We start from the raw sequence: 14,579 nt of genomic DNA, 5'->3' as shown, positions 1-14,579 counted from the left end.
CAGCTCGTAGTCAGGGCGTGAGCACGCCCAGCTTGTACGGGTCCGCGTCGGGCAGGCGCTCGCACTTGGAGAAGTCGCGGCCCTGCGTGCCGTCGCAGTAGTAGGCGTTGTAGACCCGGCCGAACAGCGTGGGGCTGGCGGTGAAGAGCACGCCGTGGTCGGGCTGCCAGTTGTCGTGCGTGTCTCGGGTGTCCTTCACTTCCTTCACGCTGGCGTCCACCGGCTTGGCTGCAGCTTCGGTGGTGGACGCTGTAGCCGATATAGCCGATGTAGCCACGGCCACCGTGGCGGCCGGCGGCGTGAAGTCGGCCAGCGTCTTGTGGGTTTCGTCACCGCGCCATCGCACCGCCAGTTCGGCGGCCGTGGGCCGCACGGCCACCGGCAGCAAGATGCCGTTGACCTGCGCGCCGTAGCCGAAGCGGTGGGTCTTGCCGGCCAGGAAGGCGTAGGCGCAGGCGGCCATGCACTGGCCCCGCACCTCGGTTTGTGCGCCGCTCGCGCGAATGGCGTCGGCATAGGCGCCAGCCGCTTCGGCGGTGCCGCCGAACGAGTCCTCGAACACCACGGTGCGCACCGCGCCACCACCCAGCTGGTCGGCAAATTCCTTCACGGCCGTGCCGTCCAGCATGCCCGACACCACGAGCCGGTTGCCCTGCAGCGCCAGTTCGGCCGCGCCAGCTGGCACAGCGCTGACGAGGCCAGCGACGCAGCACGCGACAGACAGAACCCAACCCGAGAGCGACGGCGGTTTCATGGCGACCTTTGCGGGACCTTGTTTTGCGACGGACGAGCATGCTTGGAACGCCAACCCGGCGGCGGGTTCACGCCTTTACAGCTTGAGTAGCGAGGGGTATGGCGTCAACCCTTTTTTCACAAAATTTCGGGTAAGCCAAGGCAGGCCAGAAGGCATAGCGCGCGCTATGGCTTCAGATGAATGCTTCGGTTTGCAGTTGCGCTGCTACAGTGCTTCCAGGTCAAAGATGTGAATGGGGCGCGCAATGGCAATACTGGTTCGCATCCTGCTGTGGTTTTCCTGGCTCGCCGCCGTCGGCTGGTTTTGGCACGCGGGCACATACGGCACTGCCACAGCCATTGCACTGGGTGCGCTCAGCCTGGTGGTGTTCGCATGGCCGGCCAGCATCGTGCGCCGCCGGCACAACGAGCTGCGCTACGTCGACATGGGCAAGGAGCCCACCGGCTACCACTGACAACCGCGCTCTCAGGCACCGCGGCAAGCGCTCAGGCACCGCGGCAAGCGCTCAGGAAGCCCCCGACTGCAGCCGCTGGAACTCGTGGCGCTTCATGGTCAGATAGTCGTTGCGGTCGACCTCGTGCAGCTGTTGCGCGTACTGCTCGGTGGCGTCGAACCATGCGCCCAGGCGCTGCTCCAGCTGGCCCGAGGCCGGCGCGTCCAGGTAGCTGTCGATGGCCAGGTAGTAGCGCATGGTGTTGCGCTCGACCACGCCGCGTACCCCGCCGATGTACGCGCCGCCGTCCTTCGAAGTAAAGCCCACCTTGTCGCTGCCCACCGTGGCCAAGTAGCCCTTCATGGCCAGCCGCGCCGCGGTGCCGTAGGCGTAGGCATAGCTCATGTGCAGGGCGGTCTTGCCGTTGTCGGCGGGTGTGGCCTCCAGCACGATGTTGTAGTCCCGCGTGGAGAGCGGCCCGGTGGCCGCGCTCAGGCGCACGTTCAGGTAGTTGGCGTCGGCCTTGGCCACGCTGTAGGCAAAGTCGATCTGCTGCGCGTCCGACAGCGGCTGGTCGAACTTGCGGCCCGCCGCCACCGCCAGCGCGGCGCCGCCGCCCTTCACGGAGCAATGCTTGATGTTCAGGTGCAGCATCAGCACCTGGCACCACGCCGCCGGCTCGCGCAGCGCACCGCTCACCTGGTTGAACGGATGGTCGACCAGCGCATACACGTCGCCGCTCAGGCGCTCGGGCGATTCACTCGACTCGATGGTCAGCGGTCGCTTGAAGGCATTGCGCGCGAGCTGCGGCTTCAGCGCATCGACTTTGGCGCGCAACGCCGCACCGCCGCCGTCCGCCGCTTGCTGGGCCAGTGCCGCCAAAGGCGACAGCGCCAAGGCTGCCGCAATCAGCAGCCCTGCGACCGGGCGCCGTGCCAAGGACGCTGAAGACGCCAAAGGGGTGTGAAGAGTATTCATGGCACCCACCTTGTTCAAGCGCGCGCGCAAGCCTTGCAGGACAACCGGCTCAGATGCTGTGCGGATCGACGTCGACGAGCCAGCGGATCACGCCCTTGCCCTCGGGCGTTCGCCGCAGTTCATGCAGCAGCGGCTGCCACAGCACCAGCAGGCGCTGCAGCGCGGCGCGCGAGGGGCTTTCGATGAGCATCTGCGCGCGCTCCACATTGGCCACGCGCTGAATGGTGAGCGGCACCGCCGGGTAGCGCGTGACCAGGTCGGCGCCGGGCAGCGCCTCGGCCCGGTCGGCGGCCATGTTCAAGAAGGCCTGCGCCACCGCCTGCTCGCGCGCGTCGGCCCGCAGCAGCGCCTGGAAGGCGAAGGGCGGCATGGCGGCGGCGCGGCGCTCGTCGAGCTGCTGCTGCGCGAAGGCGGCGTAGTCGTGCTGGCGCAGCGCCGTGAACAGCGGGTGCTGCGCATGGTGCGTCTGGATCCACATCTCGGCGCGGCTGCCCTGCGCCGCCAGGTAGGCGGCATCACGGCCCGCGCGGCCGGCGGACTGCATCAGCAGGCTGAACAACCGCTCCGGTGCGCGGAAGTCGCTGGAGAACAGCGCGCCGTCGGGGTTCACCGCGGCCACCAGCGTGATGCGGCGAAAGTCGTGGCCCTTGGCAATCATCTGCGTGCCGACCAGCACGTCGACCTCGCCGGCGTGCACCGCCGCCAGTTGCGACTCGAGCGCGCCCTGCTTCTTGGTGCTGTCGGCGTCGATGCGCGCGATGCGCACGGGGCTGCCGTCGGGGTGCTTCACGGCCGCGAACAGCTCGGTCAGGTGCTCTTCGAGCCGCTCGGTGCCGCGGCCCACGGGGGCGATGTCGGGGTTGCCGCAGGCCGGGCAGGCGCGCGGCACGCGCTCGGTAAAGCCGCAGTGGTGGCAGCGCAGCGTGCGGTCGATCTTGTGGAACACGCGAAAAGCGCTGCAGTGCGGGCACTCGCTTTTCCAGCCGCAGTCGCCGCAGGCCAGCACCGGCGCGTAGCCGCGGCGGTTCAGAAAAATCATGCTCTGCTCGCCGCGCGCAATGCGCTGGCCAATGGCGTCGAGCAGCACGCCGGAGATCACCGTCTTGGGCGGCTGCAGGTTCATGTCGACCAGCCGCACCGTGGGCAGCTCGCCCGCGCCAATGCGCGAGGGCATGGCCAGGCGCACATAGCGCCCGCCCGGGTCGTCGCCTTCGGGGGGGCGGCTGTGGTGCCAGCTTTCGAGCGAGGGCGTGGCCGAGCCCAGGATCACCTTGGCCTTTTCGCGCTGGCCGCGCCACACGGCGAGGTCGCGCGCGGAGTAGCGCGCGCCTTCCTGCTGCTTGTAGCTGGGGTCGTGCTCTTCGTCGACCACCACCAGCCGCAGGCCCGGAATGGACGCGAACACCGCCATGCGCGTGCCCAGCACGATGCGCGCCGCGCCGTTGTGCGCGGCCAGCCAGCTGGCCAGGCGCTGGGGGTTGGTCATGCCGCTGTGCAGCGACACCACCGCCTCGTCGCCGAAGCGGGCCTTGAAACGGGCTTCCAATTGCGGCGTGAGGTTGATCTCGGGCACCATCACCAGCGCCTGAGCTTCGGGGTCGCGCGCCAGCAGGTCGGCCACGCAGCGCAGGTACACCTCGGTCTTGCCGCTGCCGGTGCTGCCGACCAGCAAAAAGGTGCCGGTTTCGGCCTCGATGCGGGCCAGCGCGGCTGTCTGCTCCGCGCTCAGTGCAATCAGGTTCGACGACTCAGCGGTCTCGGCCACCGGCCCCGCCGTGGTCTTGCGCTTGAGCCGGCGCGCCAGCTGCGTGGTGCTCAGGTCGCGCAGCTGCGGCGGCAGCGCGGCCAGCGCAATCTCGCCGATGGAGCGCTGGTAGTAGCGCGCGGCAAAGGCCACCAGGTCGCGCCAGGTCTCGCCCAGCGGCTCCAGCCCGTCGAGCGCCGCGCCCACGGGCTTGAGCGCCATGTCGGGCTCGGCGCCTTCGAGCGAGGTCGGCGGGTTCCACACCACGCCCAGCACCTCTCGCTTGCCCAGCGGCACCCGCACCAGCGTGCCGGGCGGCAAAGGCGCGGCGCTGGCGTAGCTCAGCAGGTCGCCCAGCGCGGCATGCGCGGGGGTTTGCACCGCGATGTCCAGCCGCCACGGCAGGGCGGCGGGGTGACCGTTCGTCGGCTCGAAAGCACCAGCTGGGGGCAGGGTGGCGGTGGAGATGGGTGTCCTTCTTGGCAAGGTTTGTTAATGCGGCTTGGAGCAAAAGCGCTTAAGTCGTTGATTTTCCAGTGCTTTGGAATCTGTCCAGCGTTTCTGTGGATAACTTTGTTGACAACAACGCTCCACGCGCCGCCAAGCCTTGCAAATCAAGGCTTCCGCCGAAATGCCCGGAAAAAACGCAAAACTCAAAACCTATATGAATCAACGACTTAGAAGTGCTATTGCTTTGGGAGCAAAGGGGTCGGGGGCTTGGAACATCTTGCGCACTGCAACACGGGTTTTGTGCATAAGTCAGTACCCATATACCGTTTTTGCGCTTGACAAACGCCCGGGGCCCGGTTTTTGGAGCGGCCCGGCGCCGCTGCGCGGACCGCCCCCCAGGTCACAGTTTCAAACGCGCAGGGCGCGCGATTGGCTGTGCACCGCCTGCACCAGCGCCGCCACATGGTCCGGCGGCGTGAACTGGCTGATGCCGTGGCCCAGGTTGAAAATGTGGGTCGGTCCCTTGGCATGCGGGTCTGCGTGCGGCGTGCCGAAGGCCTTCAGCACCTTGGCCACCTCTGCCTCTATTTGCGCGGGCGGCGCGAACAGCACGTTCGGGTCGATGTTGCCCTGCAGCGCCTTGGCCTTGGCGTCTGTTCCTTCCGCGACCTGGCGGCGCGCCGAGCCAAGGTTCACCGTCCAGTCGACACCAAGCACCTCGCAGTCGAGCTCGCGCATGGCTTCCAGCCACAGGCCGCCGCCCTTGGTGAACACGATGCGCGGCACCGGCTGGCCGTCGGCGCCGGTGCGCTTCAGGCCGGCCAGCACGCGGGCGGTGTAGGCCAGGCTGAACTCCTGGAACGCACCGTCGGCCAGCACGCCGCCCCAGCTGTCGAACACCATCACGGCCTGCGCGCCGGCGTCGATCTGGGCGTTGAGGTAAGCCGCAACCGAGTCGGCGTTGACCGCGAGGATGCGGTGCATCAGGTCGGGGCGGCTGTACATCATGCTTTTGACCAGGCGGTAGTCGCTGGAGCCGGCGCCTTCCACCATGTAGCAGGCCAGCGTCCAGGGGCTGCCCGAAAAGCCGATGAGCGGCACGCGGCCGGCCAGCGCCTGGCGGATGGAGGCCACGGCGCTGAACACGTAGCGCAGCTTTTCCATGTCGGGCACTTCGAGCGCGGCCACGGCGGCTTCGTCGCGCACCGGGCGCGCGAAGCGGGGGCCTTCGCCGGCCTCGAACGACAGGCCCAGGCCCATGGCGTCGGGCACGGTGAGGATGTCGGAGAACAGGATGGCCGCGTCGAGCGGGTAGCGCGCCAGGGGCTGCAGCGTGACTTCGGTGGCGTAGTCGGTGTTGGTGGCCAGGCCCATGAAGCTGCCGGCCTTGGCGCGGGTGGCGACGTACTCGGGGAGGTAGCGGCCGGCCTGGCGCATGAGCCAGACGGGGGTGTGATCCGTGGCCTGGCGCCAGCAGGCGCGCAGGAAGGTGTCGTTTTGCAGGGGGGCGAAAGGCATCCGGCGATTGTCGCAGGGGGGCGCGCTTGGTAGGTTCGAATGTGCGGTTCGTGGGTGTGTGGACAGGGGCGTGTCGTACGGGGGCGGGTGCACGGGGGCGCGGGCGCAGGGGCGCGTGCGCAGGGCACGCTCCCGGTGATCAGTCGATCAACTGCTGCTCTGAGGTTTTGAGCGAGCGCTACCGTCGGCGGGCGCGCACCACACTCAAACCGCTGGCACGCGCCGCGTGTCCGCCGCGCTCACGTTGCGTCGGTACAGCACCAGCGTGGCAACCAGCCCGCAGATGGCGGCCGCCGTCATCCACAGGCCCGGCGCGCCCTTGTCGCCGGTCATCTCGATCAGCCCGGTGGCAATGGCCGGCGTGAAGCCGCCGAACAGCGCGGTGGCCAGGCTGTAGGCCAGCGAGAAGCCGGCGGTGCGCACGTTCACCGGCATCACCTCGGTCAGCGCCACCACCATCGCGCCGTTGTAGCTCGCGTACAAAAACGACAGCCACAGCTCCACTTCGAGCATGCGCACGAAGCTCGGCGCGCCCACCAGCCACTTGAGCGAGGGGTAGGCGGTGAGGATGGTCAGCACGGTGAACAGAATGAGCAGCGGCTTGCGCCCCACGCGGTCCGACAGCGCGCCCATGATCGGCAGCCAGATGAAGTTGGAGACCGCCACGCACAGCGTGACGATGAGCGCGTCGGTGGTGCTCAGGTGCAGCACGGCCTTGCCGAAGGTGGGCGTGTACACGGTGATCAGATAGAACGACACGGTGGTCATCGACACCAGCATCATCCCGGCCACCACCAGGCCCCAGTTGGCCACCATCGAGCGAAAGATTTCGCGCGCGTCGGGGCGGTGCTTGCGCGCCATGAACTCCTCGGTCTCCTGCAGCGAGCGGCGAATGATGAACAGCACCGGCACGATCATGCAGCCCACGAAGAAGGGCACGCGCCAGTAGAAGTCGCCGATTTCCTGCGAGGTGTAGGTCACGTTGAGCCAGTAGCCCAGCGCTGCCGCCACCACGATGGCCACCTGCTGGCTGGCCGACTGCCAGCTCACGTAGAAGCCCTTGTGGCCCGGCGTGGCCATCTCCGACAGGTAGACCGACACGCCGCCCAGCTCCACGCCGGCCGAGAAGCCCTGCAGCAGCCGCCCGGTGAGCACCAGCAGCGGCGCGGCCAGGCCGATGGTGGCGTAGGAAGGCACGCAGGCAATGAGCAGCGTGCCCACGGCCATCAGCGCGAGCGTGACGATCAGGCCCTTGCGCCGGCCCACGCGGTCCACATAGGCGCCCAGGAAAATCGCGCCCAGCGGACGCATCAGAAAGCCCGCACCGAAGGTCATGAAGGTGAGCATCAGCGAGGCGAACTCGTTGCCCGCGGGGAAGAACGCCTTCGATATCTGCGTGGCATAAAAGCCGAACAGGAAGAAGTCGAACATCTCCATGAAGTTGCCGCCGGTCACGCGCAAAACGGTGGCGACTTTCGACGAGGAGGCGATGCCGGTGGCGGCGTGGCCGGGCGCGCCTTGCGGCGCTGTGGAAGGCGCGGTGCTCATGTTCTTGTCCCCTGTGGCGTTTGTGGTCGCCAAGGGTAGGCCGGGCTTCCCGACCGTGGCCTGACTGCGGCGGTCAGGTAGCTGTCACGCCTTGCCCAGGGCGCAAAGCTCTAGCCGTGCTCAGGTCTTGTACTTGATCGAGCAGCCGTAGGGCCGCGTACTGGCCGTCGACACCGGCTTGCCGCCGAAGGCCTCGCCCAGCGCCTGGTTGACGTAGTTGGTCGCGGTCTTGATGTCGTCCACCCGCGCCGACGCAATGCTGTCGATGCCGCCCGCATACACCAGCATGCCCTTGGGGTCGATGATGAAGATGTGCGGCGTGGTGCGCGCGCCGTAGACCTGGCCGATCACGCCGTCCTCGTCCATCAGCACAGCGGTGGGCGAGCCCTTTTGCGACTTCATCCAGGCGTCGAGCGCGTCGGCCTTCAGGTAGTCGGTGGCGGCGCGTTCGGTGGAGTTGATGGCCAGCCACACCACGCCCTTGTCGGTCGCGGCCTTCTGGGTGGCGGGCATGTTGCCGCTGCCGTAGTGCTTGCGCACGAAGGGGCAGCCGGGGTTGGTCCACTCCAGCACCACGAACTTGCCCGCGAAATCGGACAGCTTGTGCTTGGCGCCGGTGGTGTCGACGGCCACGAAGTCGGGCGCTTGCTGACCGACCACGGGTGCCGCGGCGGCATTGGTGCCCATCAGAAAAGTGGCGCCCAGCGCCACGGCTGCGGCGACTACGGCACGGCGGGAGGCCCGGCTCAGGGCGGCGCGGGCTTGGCGCGCGGCACGCAGGGAACGCGAGTCGGCGGTTGGCGAAAGAGACATGGCCAGCTTGAACTCCAAAAGAAAAATTCCAAACAACAACTGCAGCTTAGAACGGTTTCTTCAAGTGCCTGTGACAACCCATGTCACGCAGGTGGTCAAAGCGCGGCCAGCGCGGCGCGGACTTCGTCCTTGCCCAGAATTTCCGTCAGCACGACCGGTGGCTTGCCCGGCGCCTGCAGCACATACACCGGCACGCCGCTGCGGCCCAGCGCGGTCAGCGCGGCGGTAATGGCCGGGTCGCGGCGGGTCCAGTCGGCGCGCAGCATGGCGACCTTCTTGGCGTCGAAGTCAGCCAGCACCTGCGTGTCGGACAGGGTGCTTTTCTTGTTGTACTGGCAGGTCACGCACCAGGCGGCGGTGAAGTCGATGAACACCGGCTGACCCGCGCCCGAGAGCTCGGCCACGCGCTCGGCCGACCACGGCTGCCAGCGCTGGCCGGCCGCGCCCTGGCTTGCGGCCGAGGCCAGCTGCGCCGGCTCCACCACTTGCAACACATTGCGCCCGATGGCTGCGGTCAGCACCGCGGTGAAGGCGATCAGCAGGCCGGCAATCACCATGCGCGTGCGCCCGCGCAGCGTGAGCGCCCACACGATGGCGGCCAGGCACACCAGCAGCGCCAGCAAGGTGCCCGCGCCGTCGATGCCGCTTTGCTGGCCCAGCACCCACACCAGCCACGCCACGGTGGCGAACATGGGGAACGCCAGCAGGCGGCGCAGCGTGTGCATCCACGGGCCGGGCTTGGGCAGCAGCCGCGCGATGGCGGGCACGAAGCCGGCCACCAGATAAGGCAGCGCCAGCCCGAAGCCCAGCGCCGCGAACAGCAGCAGCGCCTGCACCGGCGGCAGGCCGATGGCAAAGCCCAGCGACACGCCCATGAACGGCGCGGTGCAGGGCGAGGCGATCACCACGGCCAGCACGCCGGATAGAAAGTCGTTGGCCAGCGGATGCTTGGCCTGCGCGCTGCACACCGACGACGGCGCCGCACGGCCAAACTCGAACACGCCCACCAGGTTCAGCCCGATCAGCGTGAACAGCCCCGCCAGCGCCGCCACCACGCCCGGCGACTGCAACTGAAAGCCCCAGCCCAGCCCGGCGCCGGCCGCGCGCAACGCCAGCATGGCCCCGCCCAGCGCAAGGAACGACAGCATCACGCCGCCCGTGTAGGCCAGGCCCGCCTTGCGGTGCGCGCTGTCGTTGCCAGCCTGTCGCGCGAAGCCCAGCACCTTGATGGCAAGGATCGGGAACACGCAGGGCATCAGGTTGAGCAGCAGGCCGCCGAGCATCGCGCCGAAGAGGGCGGCCAGGAAAGTGGTGGAGGAGGGGGTGGGCAGGTCGCTCGATGACGCGGCAGCGGTGGCCCCGGTTACTCCGGTGACATTCGCCGCGTTGGTGGCCAGTGCGGCCTGCAGCGCCGGCGACACCCCGGCACGCGGCGCGGTGGTGGGCCACGTGCCCGACACCGGCGCCTCGGCACGCCAGGCGATCGGCTGGCCGGCCTGCCGGTCGGCTTCGGCCAGCGCCACCACCACCGGCAGCGTGGTGGGGCTTTCGCTGCGCTGGTCGGCCAGCGGGAGCGACGCGGTCCACACGCCGTTGTTCCAGGCCTGGGTCCAGTCCTTGCCGGAAACGGCCGCGGTGCGAATCACCTCGGGGGTTTCGGGGAAGAAGCCCAGCGTCTTGCCCTGCACGGCGGCGGGCAGGCCTTCGAGGCGCACCTTCAGCATCTGTCCGTCGACCTGCACGGTGCCTGGCTTGGCCAGCGGCTGGGGTTGGGCGGCGGCGGCGGTGTCGAAATCGGCCTTGTGCAGCGCGGTCGAGCCCTGCAGCGGCAGCGACAAAGAGAAGGTGCCTTCTTCCGGAATGCACTCCTTGCGGCAAACCAGCCAGGAGGCTTTCAGTTGAATGTCCATCGCCGGTGTGCCGCCCAGCGAGACCGGCGGCTTGTACAGCGTGGACACCTCCAGCGGCACCGGCAGCAGCACGGTGTTCTCGTAGCCATAGTTGGCCAGCGTGCCGACCGCGATTTTCTCGGGCACCGGCCAGGCAATTTCGCCGGTGGACACGCCGGGCGGCAGTGTCCAGGTCAGTTCGGTGGGCAGGCCCGAATCGCCGGCGTTCTTCCAGTAGGTGTGCCACTCGGGCTGGTGCGTGATCTGCAGGCCGACCCACACCGGGGCGCCGGGCGTCACGCCGTCGGGCGCGTGCGCAATGAGCTCGGCGCGCACATGGGGGGTGGTGACCACGGCGCCCGGCTTGGATGCCATGGGCGAACTCGCCGATGTCGATTGCGCGGCAGCCGGCATGCAGGCCGCGGCGGTTGCTATCAGAAGCGTAGCGAATTGGATGCGCGAAAAGATCATGCCGTCAGTCGGAGCATTCGAGGGGGGCTAAGTTCCAGGATGTGCCGGAATGTTTCAGGCGGCGGCGCCGGCCACCGGTGCCCAACCGAGCACCACGCGCCGGCTGTTGGCGCTCTTTTTCTCGATCTTGGTCACCACCATGGCGCCAATCTCCGAAGTGTTTGCAACATGCGTGCCGCCGCAAGGCTGAAAGTCGATCTGCGCCTCGCCTTCACCGCCAATGCGGATGGTGCGCACCGTGCCCGTGCCGCGCGGCGGTTGCACGCTCATGCTCTTGACCAGCGCCGGGTTGGCGTCCAGCTCGTCGTCGGTGATGGCGCCCACGGTCAGCGGATGGGCCGCTTCCACCAGCCGGGCCAGCGCGGCGGTGAGCGCTTCCTTGTCCAGCGGGTCGGTCATGTGGAAGTCGAGCCGCGCGTATTCGGGTGTGATGGAGCAGCCGTTCACCGGTTGCGGCACCAAGTGGCACAGCAGGTGGGTGGCGGTGTGGAAGCGCATGAGCCGGTGGCGGCGCTCCCAATCGAGGCGGGCGGTGACGGTGTCGCCGGGCTTCAGTGTGGCCAGCAGCTCGGCCTGGTCAGGCGCGGGCACATGCACGAATTCGTTGGTCGGCTGGCCTTCGTCGTTCTTGGCCTTGCGGGTGTCTGCAATGACCAGCTCGCGGCCGTCGGCCAGGGCCAGCACCCCGCTGTCGCCGGCCTGCCCGCCGCCCAGCGGATAGAACACCGTGCGGTCCAGTACCACGCCGGTCTCGTCGATGCGCACGATGCGGGCGTCGCAGGTGCGCAGGTAGGCGTCGGCACGGAACAGGTCGTCGGTCATCCGGCGATGGTAGCGGCGATGCGCGAATGCGGTGCGCCCACGCCAGAAAGCGCCCACGACCGACAGCCCCGGGCCGGGCCGACAGGGAAGATTGCGCCGCAATGCGGCACTGGGCCGCACAAGGACCCCGCATGAAAGCACCGCAGCAAGCCTCCACCCGCATCGCCTTGACCTGGCAGGCACCCGCCGTGGCCGTGGCCGTCGCGCTGCTCGTCGCCGGCTGTGGCGAGGCCGCCAAGCTGACCCCCGAGGCCACCACCGGTCCGCGCCCGCAACTGGCCGAGCCCAACAAGACCCTGATTCCCACCGTCAACGTGGCACCCGCCATCGGCTGGACCGACACCGCCATGCCCACCCCCGCCGAAGGCCTGAAGGTCACGGCGCTGGCGCGCGGGCTGGACCACCCGCGCTGGGTCTACACCCTGCCCAACGGCGACATTCTGGTGGCCGAGAGCAACAAGCCGCCCAAGCCCGGCGGCAGCGCCACCGACGGTGGCGACGGCCTGGTGGCCAACGTGCGCAACTGGGTCATGGGCAAGGTCATGGGCCGCGCGGGCGCCGGCGTGCCCAGCGCCAACCGCATCACCCTGCTGCGCGACGCCAATGGCGACGGCGTGGCCGAGCTCAAGCAGGTGTTCATGACCAACCTGACGTCGCCCTACGGCATGGCGCTGGTGGGCAACGAGCTGTTCATCGCCAACGCCGACGCGCTGGTGAAGGTGCCCTACACCGAGGGCCAGACCACCATCAGCGTCAACCCCACGCTGGTGACGCAGCTGCCCGCGGGCATCAACCACCACTGGACCAAGAACGTGATTGCCAATGCCGACGGCAGCAAGCTCTACGTGACGGTCGGCTCCAACAGCAACATCGGCGAAAACGGTCTGGCCGCCGAAGAAGGCCGCGCCGCCATCTGGGAGGTCGACACCAAGAGCGGCGAGAAGCGCCTGTTTGCCAGCGGCCTGCGCAACCCCAACGGCATGGGCTGGGACCCTGACACCAAGGCCCTGTGGACCGTGGTGAACGAGCGCGACGAAATCGGCAGCGACCTGGTGCCCGACTACCTCACCTCGGTGAAAGACGGCGCCTTCTACGGCTGGCCGTGGAGCTACTACGGCGGCATCGTCGATGCGCGCGTCACGCCGCAGAACCCCGAAATGGCGGCCAAGGCCATCGCACCCGACTACGCCCTGGGCTCGCACGTCGCGCCCCTGGGCATGGCCTTCTCGCGCGCGGGCCTCATGCCCGAGCAGTTCGCCAGCGGCGTCTTCGTCGGCGAGCACGGCTCGTGGAACCGCAAGCCCAAGTCGGGCTACAAGGTCGTGTTCGTGCCCTTCATCGCCGGCAAGCCCAGCGGCCCGCCGGTCGACGTGCTGACAGGCTTTCTTACCGCCGACGAAAAGGCCCAGGGCCGACCGGTGGGCGTGACCCTGGACAAGGGCGGCGCGCTGATCGTGGCCGACGACGTGGGCAACGCCGTGTGGCGGGTGTCGAAGGACAAGTAAGCCGCGTGCTTGCTCAGCGTTGCGGCCGGCCGATGCGGTAGAGCCGGTGCCGGCGCAGCGCGTGCCCCTCCGGCACGAACGGATGCTCGAAGGCTCCGGCGGTGTCTTCCTTCATGCCGATGCGGTCCATCACCGCCGCCGAGCGCAGGTTGCCGGTCGCGGTGAAGGCCACGATCTCGTCGAGCCCGAGCCGGTCGAAGCCGACCTGCAGCGCACCGCGCGCCGCCTCGCTCGCGAAGCCCTGGCCCCATGCATGGCGCGCGAAGCGCCAGCCGATTTCCACGCAGGGCGAAAAGGGCAGCGTGACAGCGGGCACGTTGAGCCCGGTGAAACCGATGAACTCGCCCGAGGCCTTGTGCTCCACGGCCCAGAGGCCCCAGCCGTTTTCGGCAAAGCGTTGCCGGAAGCGCGCGACCATGGCGTCGCTGTCGGCGCGTGTCGGCAGCGGCAGCAGGAACTCCATCACCTGCGGGTCGCAGGCCAGTGCGAAGAAGGGTGCAAGGTCGCTCTCGCGCCAGGCGCGCAGCCGCAGGCGTTCGGTGTCGAATTCGATGGCTGGTGTGGGTTGTGTGGGCGCTGTGTCGGTCATGCGCCCGATTGTGCTCAGAACCCGGCCAGCACCACCTTGCCTTGCGCCTTGCCGCTCTCGATGAGCGCATGCGCCTTGCGCAGGTTGGCCGCGTTGATGGTGCCGAAGCTCGCGTTGGCCGTGGTGCGCACGCGGCCCGCGTCGACCAGCGCCGCCACCTCGGCCAGCAGCGCGCCCTGCTCGGCCATGTCCGGCGTCTCGAAGCGCGAGCGCGCGAACATCATTTCCCAGTGCAGCGAAAGGCTCTTGGTTTTCAGCGGCATGGCGTCGAGCAGCTTCATGTCGTCGATCACCGCCATCTGGCCCTGGGGCTTGAGGCTTTCGATGATCTGCGCGTAGTGCTGCTCGGTCTGCGTGAGGCTGGCGACCATGTCGACCTCGCCGATGCCGGCCGCCTTCAGCTCCGCCGCGAGCGGCTTCGAATGGTCGATGACCGCGTGCGCGCCCAGCGCCAGGCACCACTCGCGCGTTTCGGCGCGCGAGGCGGTGGCCACCACGCGCAGTTGGGTCAGCTGGCGCGCCAGTTGAATCAGGATGGAGCCGACACCGCCCGCGCCCCCGGTGATCAACAGCGTCTGGCCTTCACCACCGCCCTTGGGCACCTTCAGTCGGTCGAACAGCAGCTCGTAAGCAGTGATGGTCGTCAGCGGCAGTGCGGCGGCCTGCGCGTCGTCCAGGCTCTTGGGTGCGATGGCGGCAATGCGCTCGTCCACCGCGTGCAGTTCCGAATTGGCACCGGGGCGAACGATGGAGCCGGCGTAGTACACGCGGTCACCCACCTTGAAGTTCTTCACCTCGCCGCCGATGGCTTCGACGATGCCCACCACGTCCCAGCCCAGCACCTTGGCCTGGCCGGCCTCGGGTGCGGCGTTCTTGCGGACCTTGGTGTCCACCGGGTTGACCGACACCGCCTTCACCCGCACCAGCAGGTCGCGCGGGCCGGCCACGGGCGCGGGCAACTCGATGTCCTGCAGCGATTCGGCGTTGTCGATGGGAAGGGGCTGGTAGTAGCCGACGGCTTTCATGGCGGGGTCCTTGGATGAAACGATGCCTCGACTGTAGGAT

The 14,579-nt window shown here is 68.5% G+C and carries 12 protein-coding genes; 2 read left to right on the top strand and 10 right to left on the bottom strand.

All coding sequences use genetic code 11. The features are described from left to right. Positions 1-10: 10 nt before the first annotated feature. Entirely contained in the window at positions 11-754 is a 744-nt protein-coding gene (locus VLK31_RS24085) for a hypothetical protein (RefSeq protein ID WP_409170986.1), read from the bottom strand. A gap of 244 nt (positions 755-998) precedes the next feature. Between VLK31_RS24085 and VLK31_RS24080 the strand changes: the two genes are divergently transcribed. After that, the gene (locus VLK31_RS24080) at positions 999-1,208 is read left to right on the top strand and encodes a hypothetical protein (RefSeq protein ID WP_409170985.1); all 210 of its coding nucleotides are present in this window, start codon (positions 999-1,001) and stop codon (positions 1,206-1,208) included. Between the two features lie 51 nt (positions 1,209-1,259). Here the strand turns inward: VLK31_RS24080 and VLK31_RS24075 are convergent, their stop codons facing one another. The 7 genes from VLK31_RS24075 to VLK31_RS24045 all read right to left on the bottom strand — a co-directional run bounded on the left by VLK31_RS24075 (position 1,260) and on the right by VLK31_RS24045 (position 11,420). Then, on the bottom strand, positions 1,260-2,165 hold the full coding sequence (locus VLK31_RS24075; RefSeq protein ID WP_409170984.1) for a hypothetical protein: 906 nt from the start codon (positions 2,163-2,165) through the stop codon (positions 1,260-1,262). Positions 2,166-2,214: 49 nt separating this feature from the next. Beyond that, positions 2,215-4,314 (bottom strand): primosomal protein N', encoded by a 2,100-nt coding sequence (priA, locus tag VLK31_RS24070; protein WP_409171115.1) that lies wholly within the window; start codon positions 4,312-4,314, stop codon positions 2,215-2,217. Positions 4,315-4,767: 453 nt separating this feature from the next. Further along, complete coding sequence (gene hemE / locus VLK31_RS24065; protein ID WP_409170983.1) at positions 4,768-5,877, bottom strand: uroporphyrinogen decarboxylase; 1,110 nt, start codon at positions 5,875-5,877, stop codon at positions 4,768-4,770. A gap of 204 nt (positions 5,878-6,081) precedes the next feature. Beyond that, a complete protein-coding gene (locus VLK31_RS24060) occupies positions 6,082-7,425 on the bottom strand; it encodes an MFS transporter (RefSeq protein WP_409170982.1) in 1,344 nt (447 codons plus the stop codon). A 120-nt stretch (positions 7,426-7,545) separates the two neighbouring features. Continuing rightward, a complete protein-coding gene (locus VLK31_RS24055; protein WP_409170981.1) occupies positions 7,546-8,238 on the bottom strand; it encodes a thioredoxin family protein in 693 nt (230 codons plus the stop codon). Positions 8,239-8,333: 95 nt separating this feature from the next. Continuing rightward, the gene (locus VLK31_RS24050) at positions 8,334-10,598 is read right to left on the bottom strand and encodes a protein-disulfide reductase DsbD family protein (RefSeq protein WP_409170980.1); all 2,265 of its coding nucleotides are present in this window, start codon (positions 10,596-10,598) and stop codon (positions 8,334-8,336) included. Positions 10,599-10,652: 54 nt separating this feature from the next. Then, positions 10,653-11,420 (bottom strand): alanyl-tRNA editing protein, encoded by a 768-nt coding sequence (locus VLK31_RS24045; RefSeq protein WP_409170979.1) that lies wholly within the window; start codon positions 11,418-11,420, stop codon positions 10,653-10,655. 131 nt (positions 11,421-11,551) lie between these two features. Here VLK31_RS24045 and VLK31_RS24040 point away from each other — a divergent pair, with 131 nt between their 5' ends. Further along, the gene (locus VLK31_RS24040; protein ID WP_409170978.1) at positions 11,552-12,925 is read left to right on the top strand and encodes a PQQ-dependent sugar dehydrogenase; all 1,374 of its coding nucleotides are present in this window, start codon (positions 11,552-11,554) and stop codon (positions 12,923-12,925) included. 13 nt (positions 12,926-12,938) lie between these two features. On the opposite strand, the gene VLK31_RS24035 is transcribed toward VLK31_RS24040, so the two are convergent. Together VLK31_RS24035 and VLK31_RS24030 are read right to left on the bottom strand one after the other, a co-directional pair. After that, a complete protein-coding gene (locus tag VLK31_RS24035) occupies positions 12,939-13,514 on the bottom strand; it encodes a GNAT family N-acetyltransferase (protein WP_409170977.1) in 576 nt (191 codons plus the stop codon). 14 nt (positions 13,515-13,528) lie between these two features. Further along, the gene (locus VLK31_RS24030; RefSeq protein ID WP_409170976.1) at positions 13,529-14,539 is read right to left on the bottom strand and encodes a zinc-binding alcohol dehydrogenase family protein; all 1,011 of its coding nucleotides are present in this window, start codon (positions 14,537-14,539) and stop codon (positions 13,529-13,531) included. Between the last annotated feature and the right edge of the window lie 40 nt (positions 14,540-14,579).

The organism is Variovorax sp. H27-G14, from assembly GCF_046156345.1.
Lineage (GTDB): Bacteria > Pseudomonadota > Gammaproteobacteria > Burkholderiales > Burkholderiaceae_C > Variovorax.
This window is presented reverse-complemented; position numbering and strand designations above follow the sequence as displayed.

Coding starts and splice junctions, on each gene's coding strand:
- VLK31_RS24035 (WP_409170977.1), bottom strand. CDS start 13,514: ATGACCGACACAGCGCCCACACAACCCACACCAGCCATCGAATTCGAC.
- VLK31_RS24030 (WP_409170976.1), bottom strand. CDS start 14,539: ATGAAAGCCGTCGGCTACTACCAGCCCCTTCCCATCGACAACGCCGAA.
- VLK31_RS24080 (WP_409170985.1), top strand. CDS start 999: ATGGCAATACTGGTTCGCATCCTGCTGTGGTTTTCCTGGCTCGCCGCC.
- VLK31_RS24050 (WP_409170980.1), bottom strand. CDS start 10,598: ATGATCTTTTCGCGCATCCAATTCGCTACGCTTCTGATAGCAACCGCC.
- VLK31_RS24085 (WP_409170986.1), bottom strand. CDS start 754: ATGAAACCGCCGTCGCTCTCGGGTTGGGTTCTGTCTGTCGCGTGCTGC.
- VLK31_RS24045 (WP_409170979.1), bottom strand. CDS start 11,420: ATGACCGACGACCTGTTCCGTGCCGACGCCTACCTGCGCACCTGCGAC.
- VLK31_RS24060 (WP_409170982.1), bottom strand. CDS start 7,425: ATGAGCACCGCGCCTTCCACAGCGCCGCAAGGCGCGCCCGGCCACGCC.
- VLK31_RS24055 (WP_409170981.1), bottom strand. CDS start 8,238: ATGTCTCTTTCGCCAACCGCCGACTCGCGTTCCCTGCGTGCCGCGCGC.
- VLK31_RS24040 (WP_409170978.1), top strand. CDS start 11,552: ATGAAAGCACCGCAGCAAGCCTCCACCCGCATCGCCTTGACCTGGCAG.
- VLK31_RS24075 (WP_409170984.1), bottom strand. CDS start 2,165: ATGAATACTCTTCACACCCCTTTGGCGTCTTCAGCGTCCTTGGCACGG.
- hemE (WP_409170983.1), bottom strand. CDS start 5,877: ATGCCTTTCGCCCCCCTGCAAAACGACACCTTCCTGCGCGCCTGCTGG.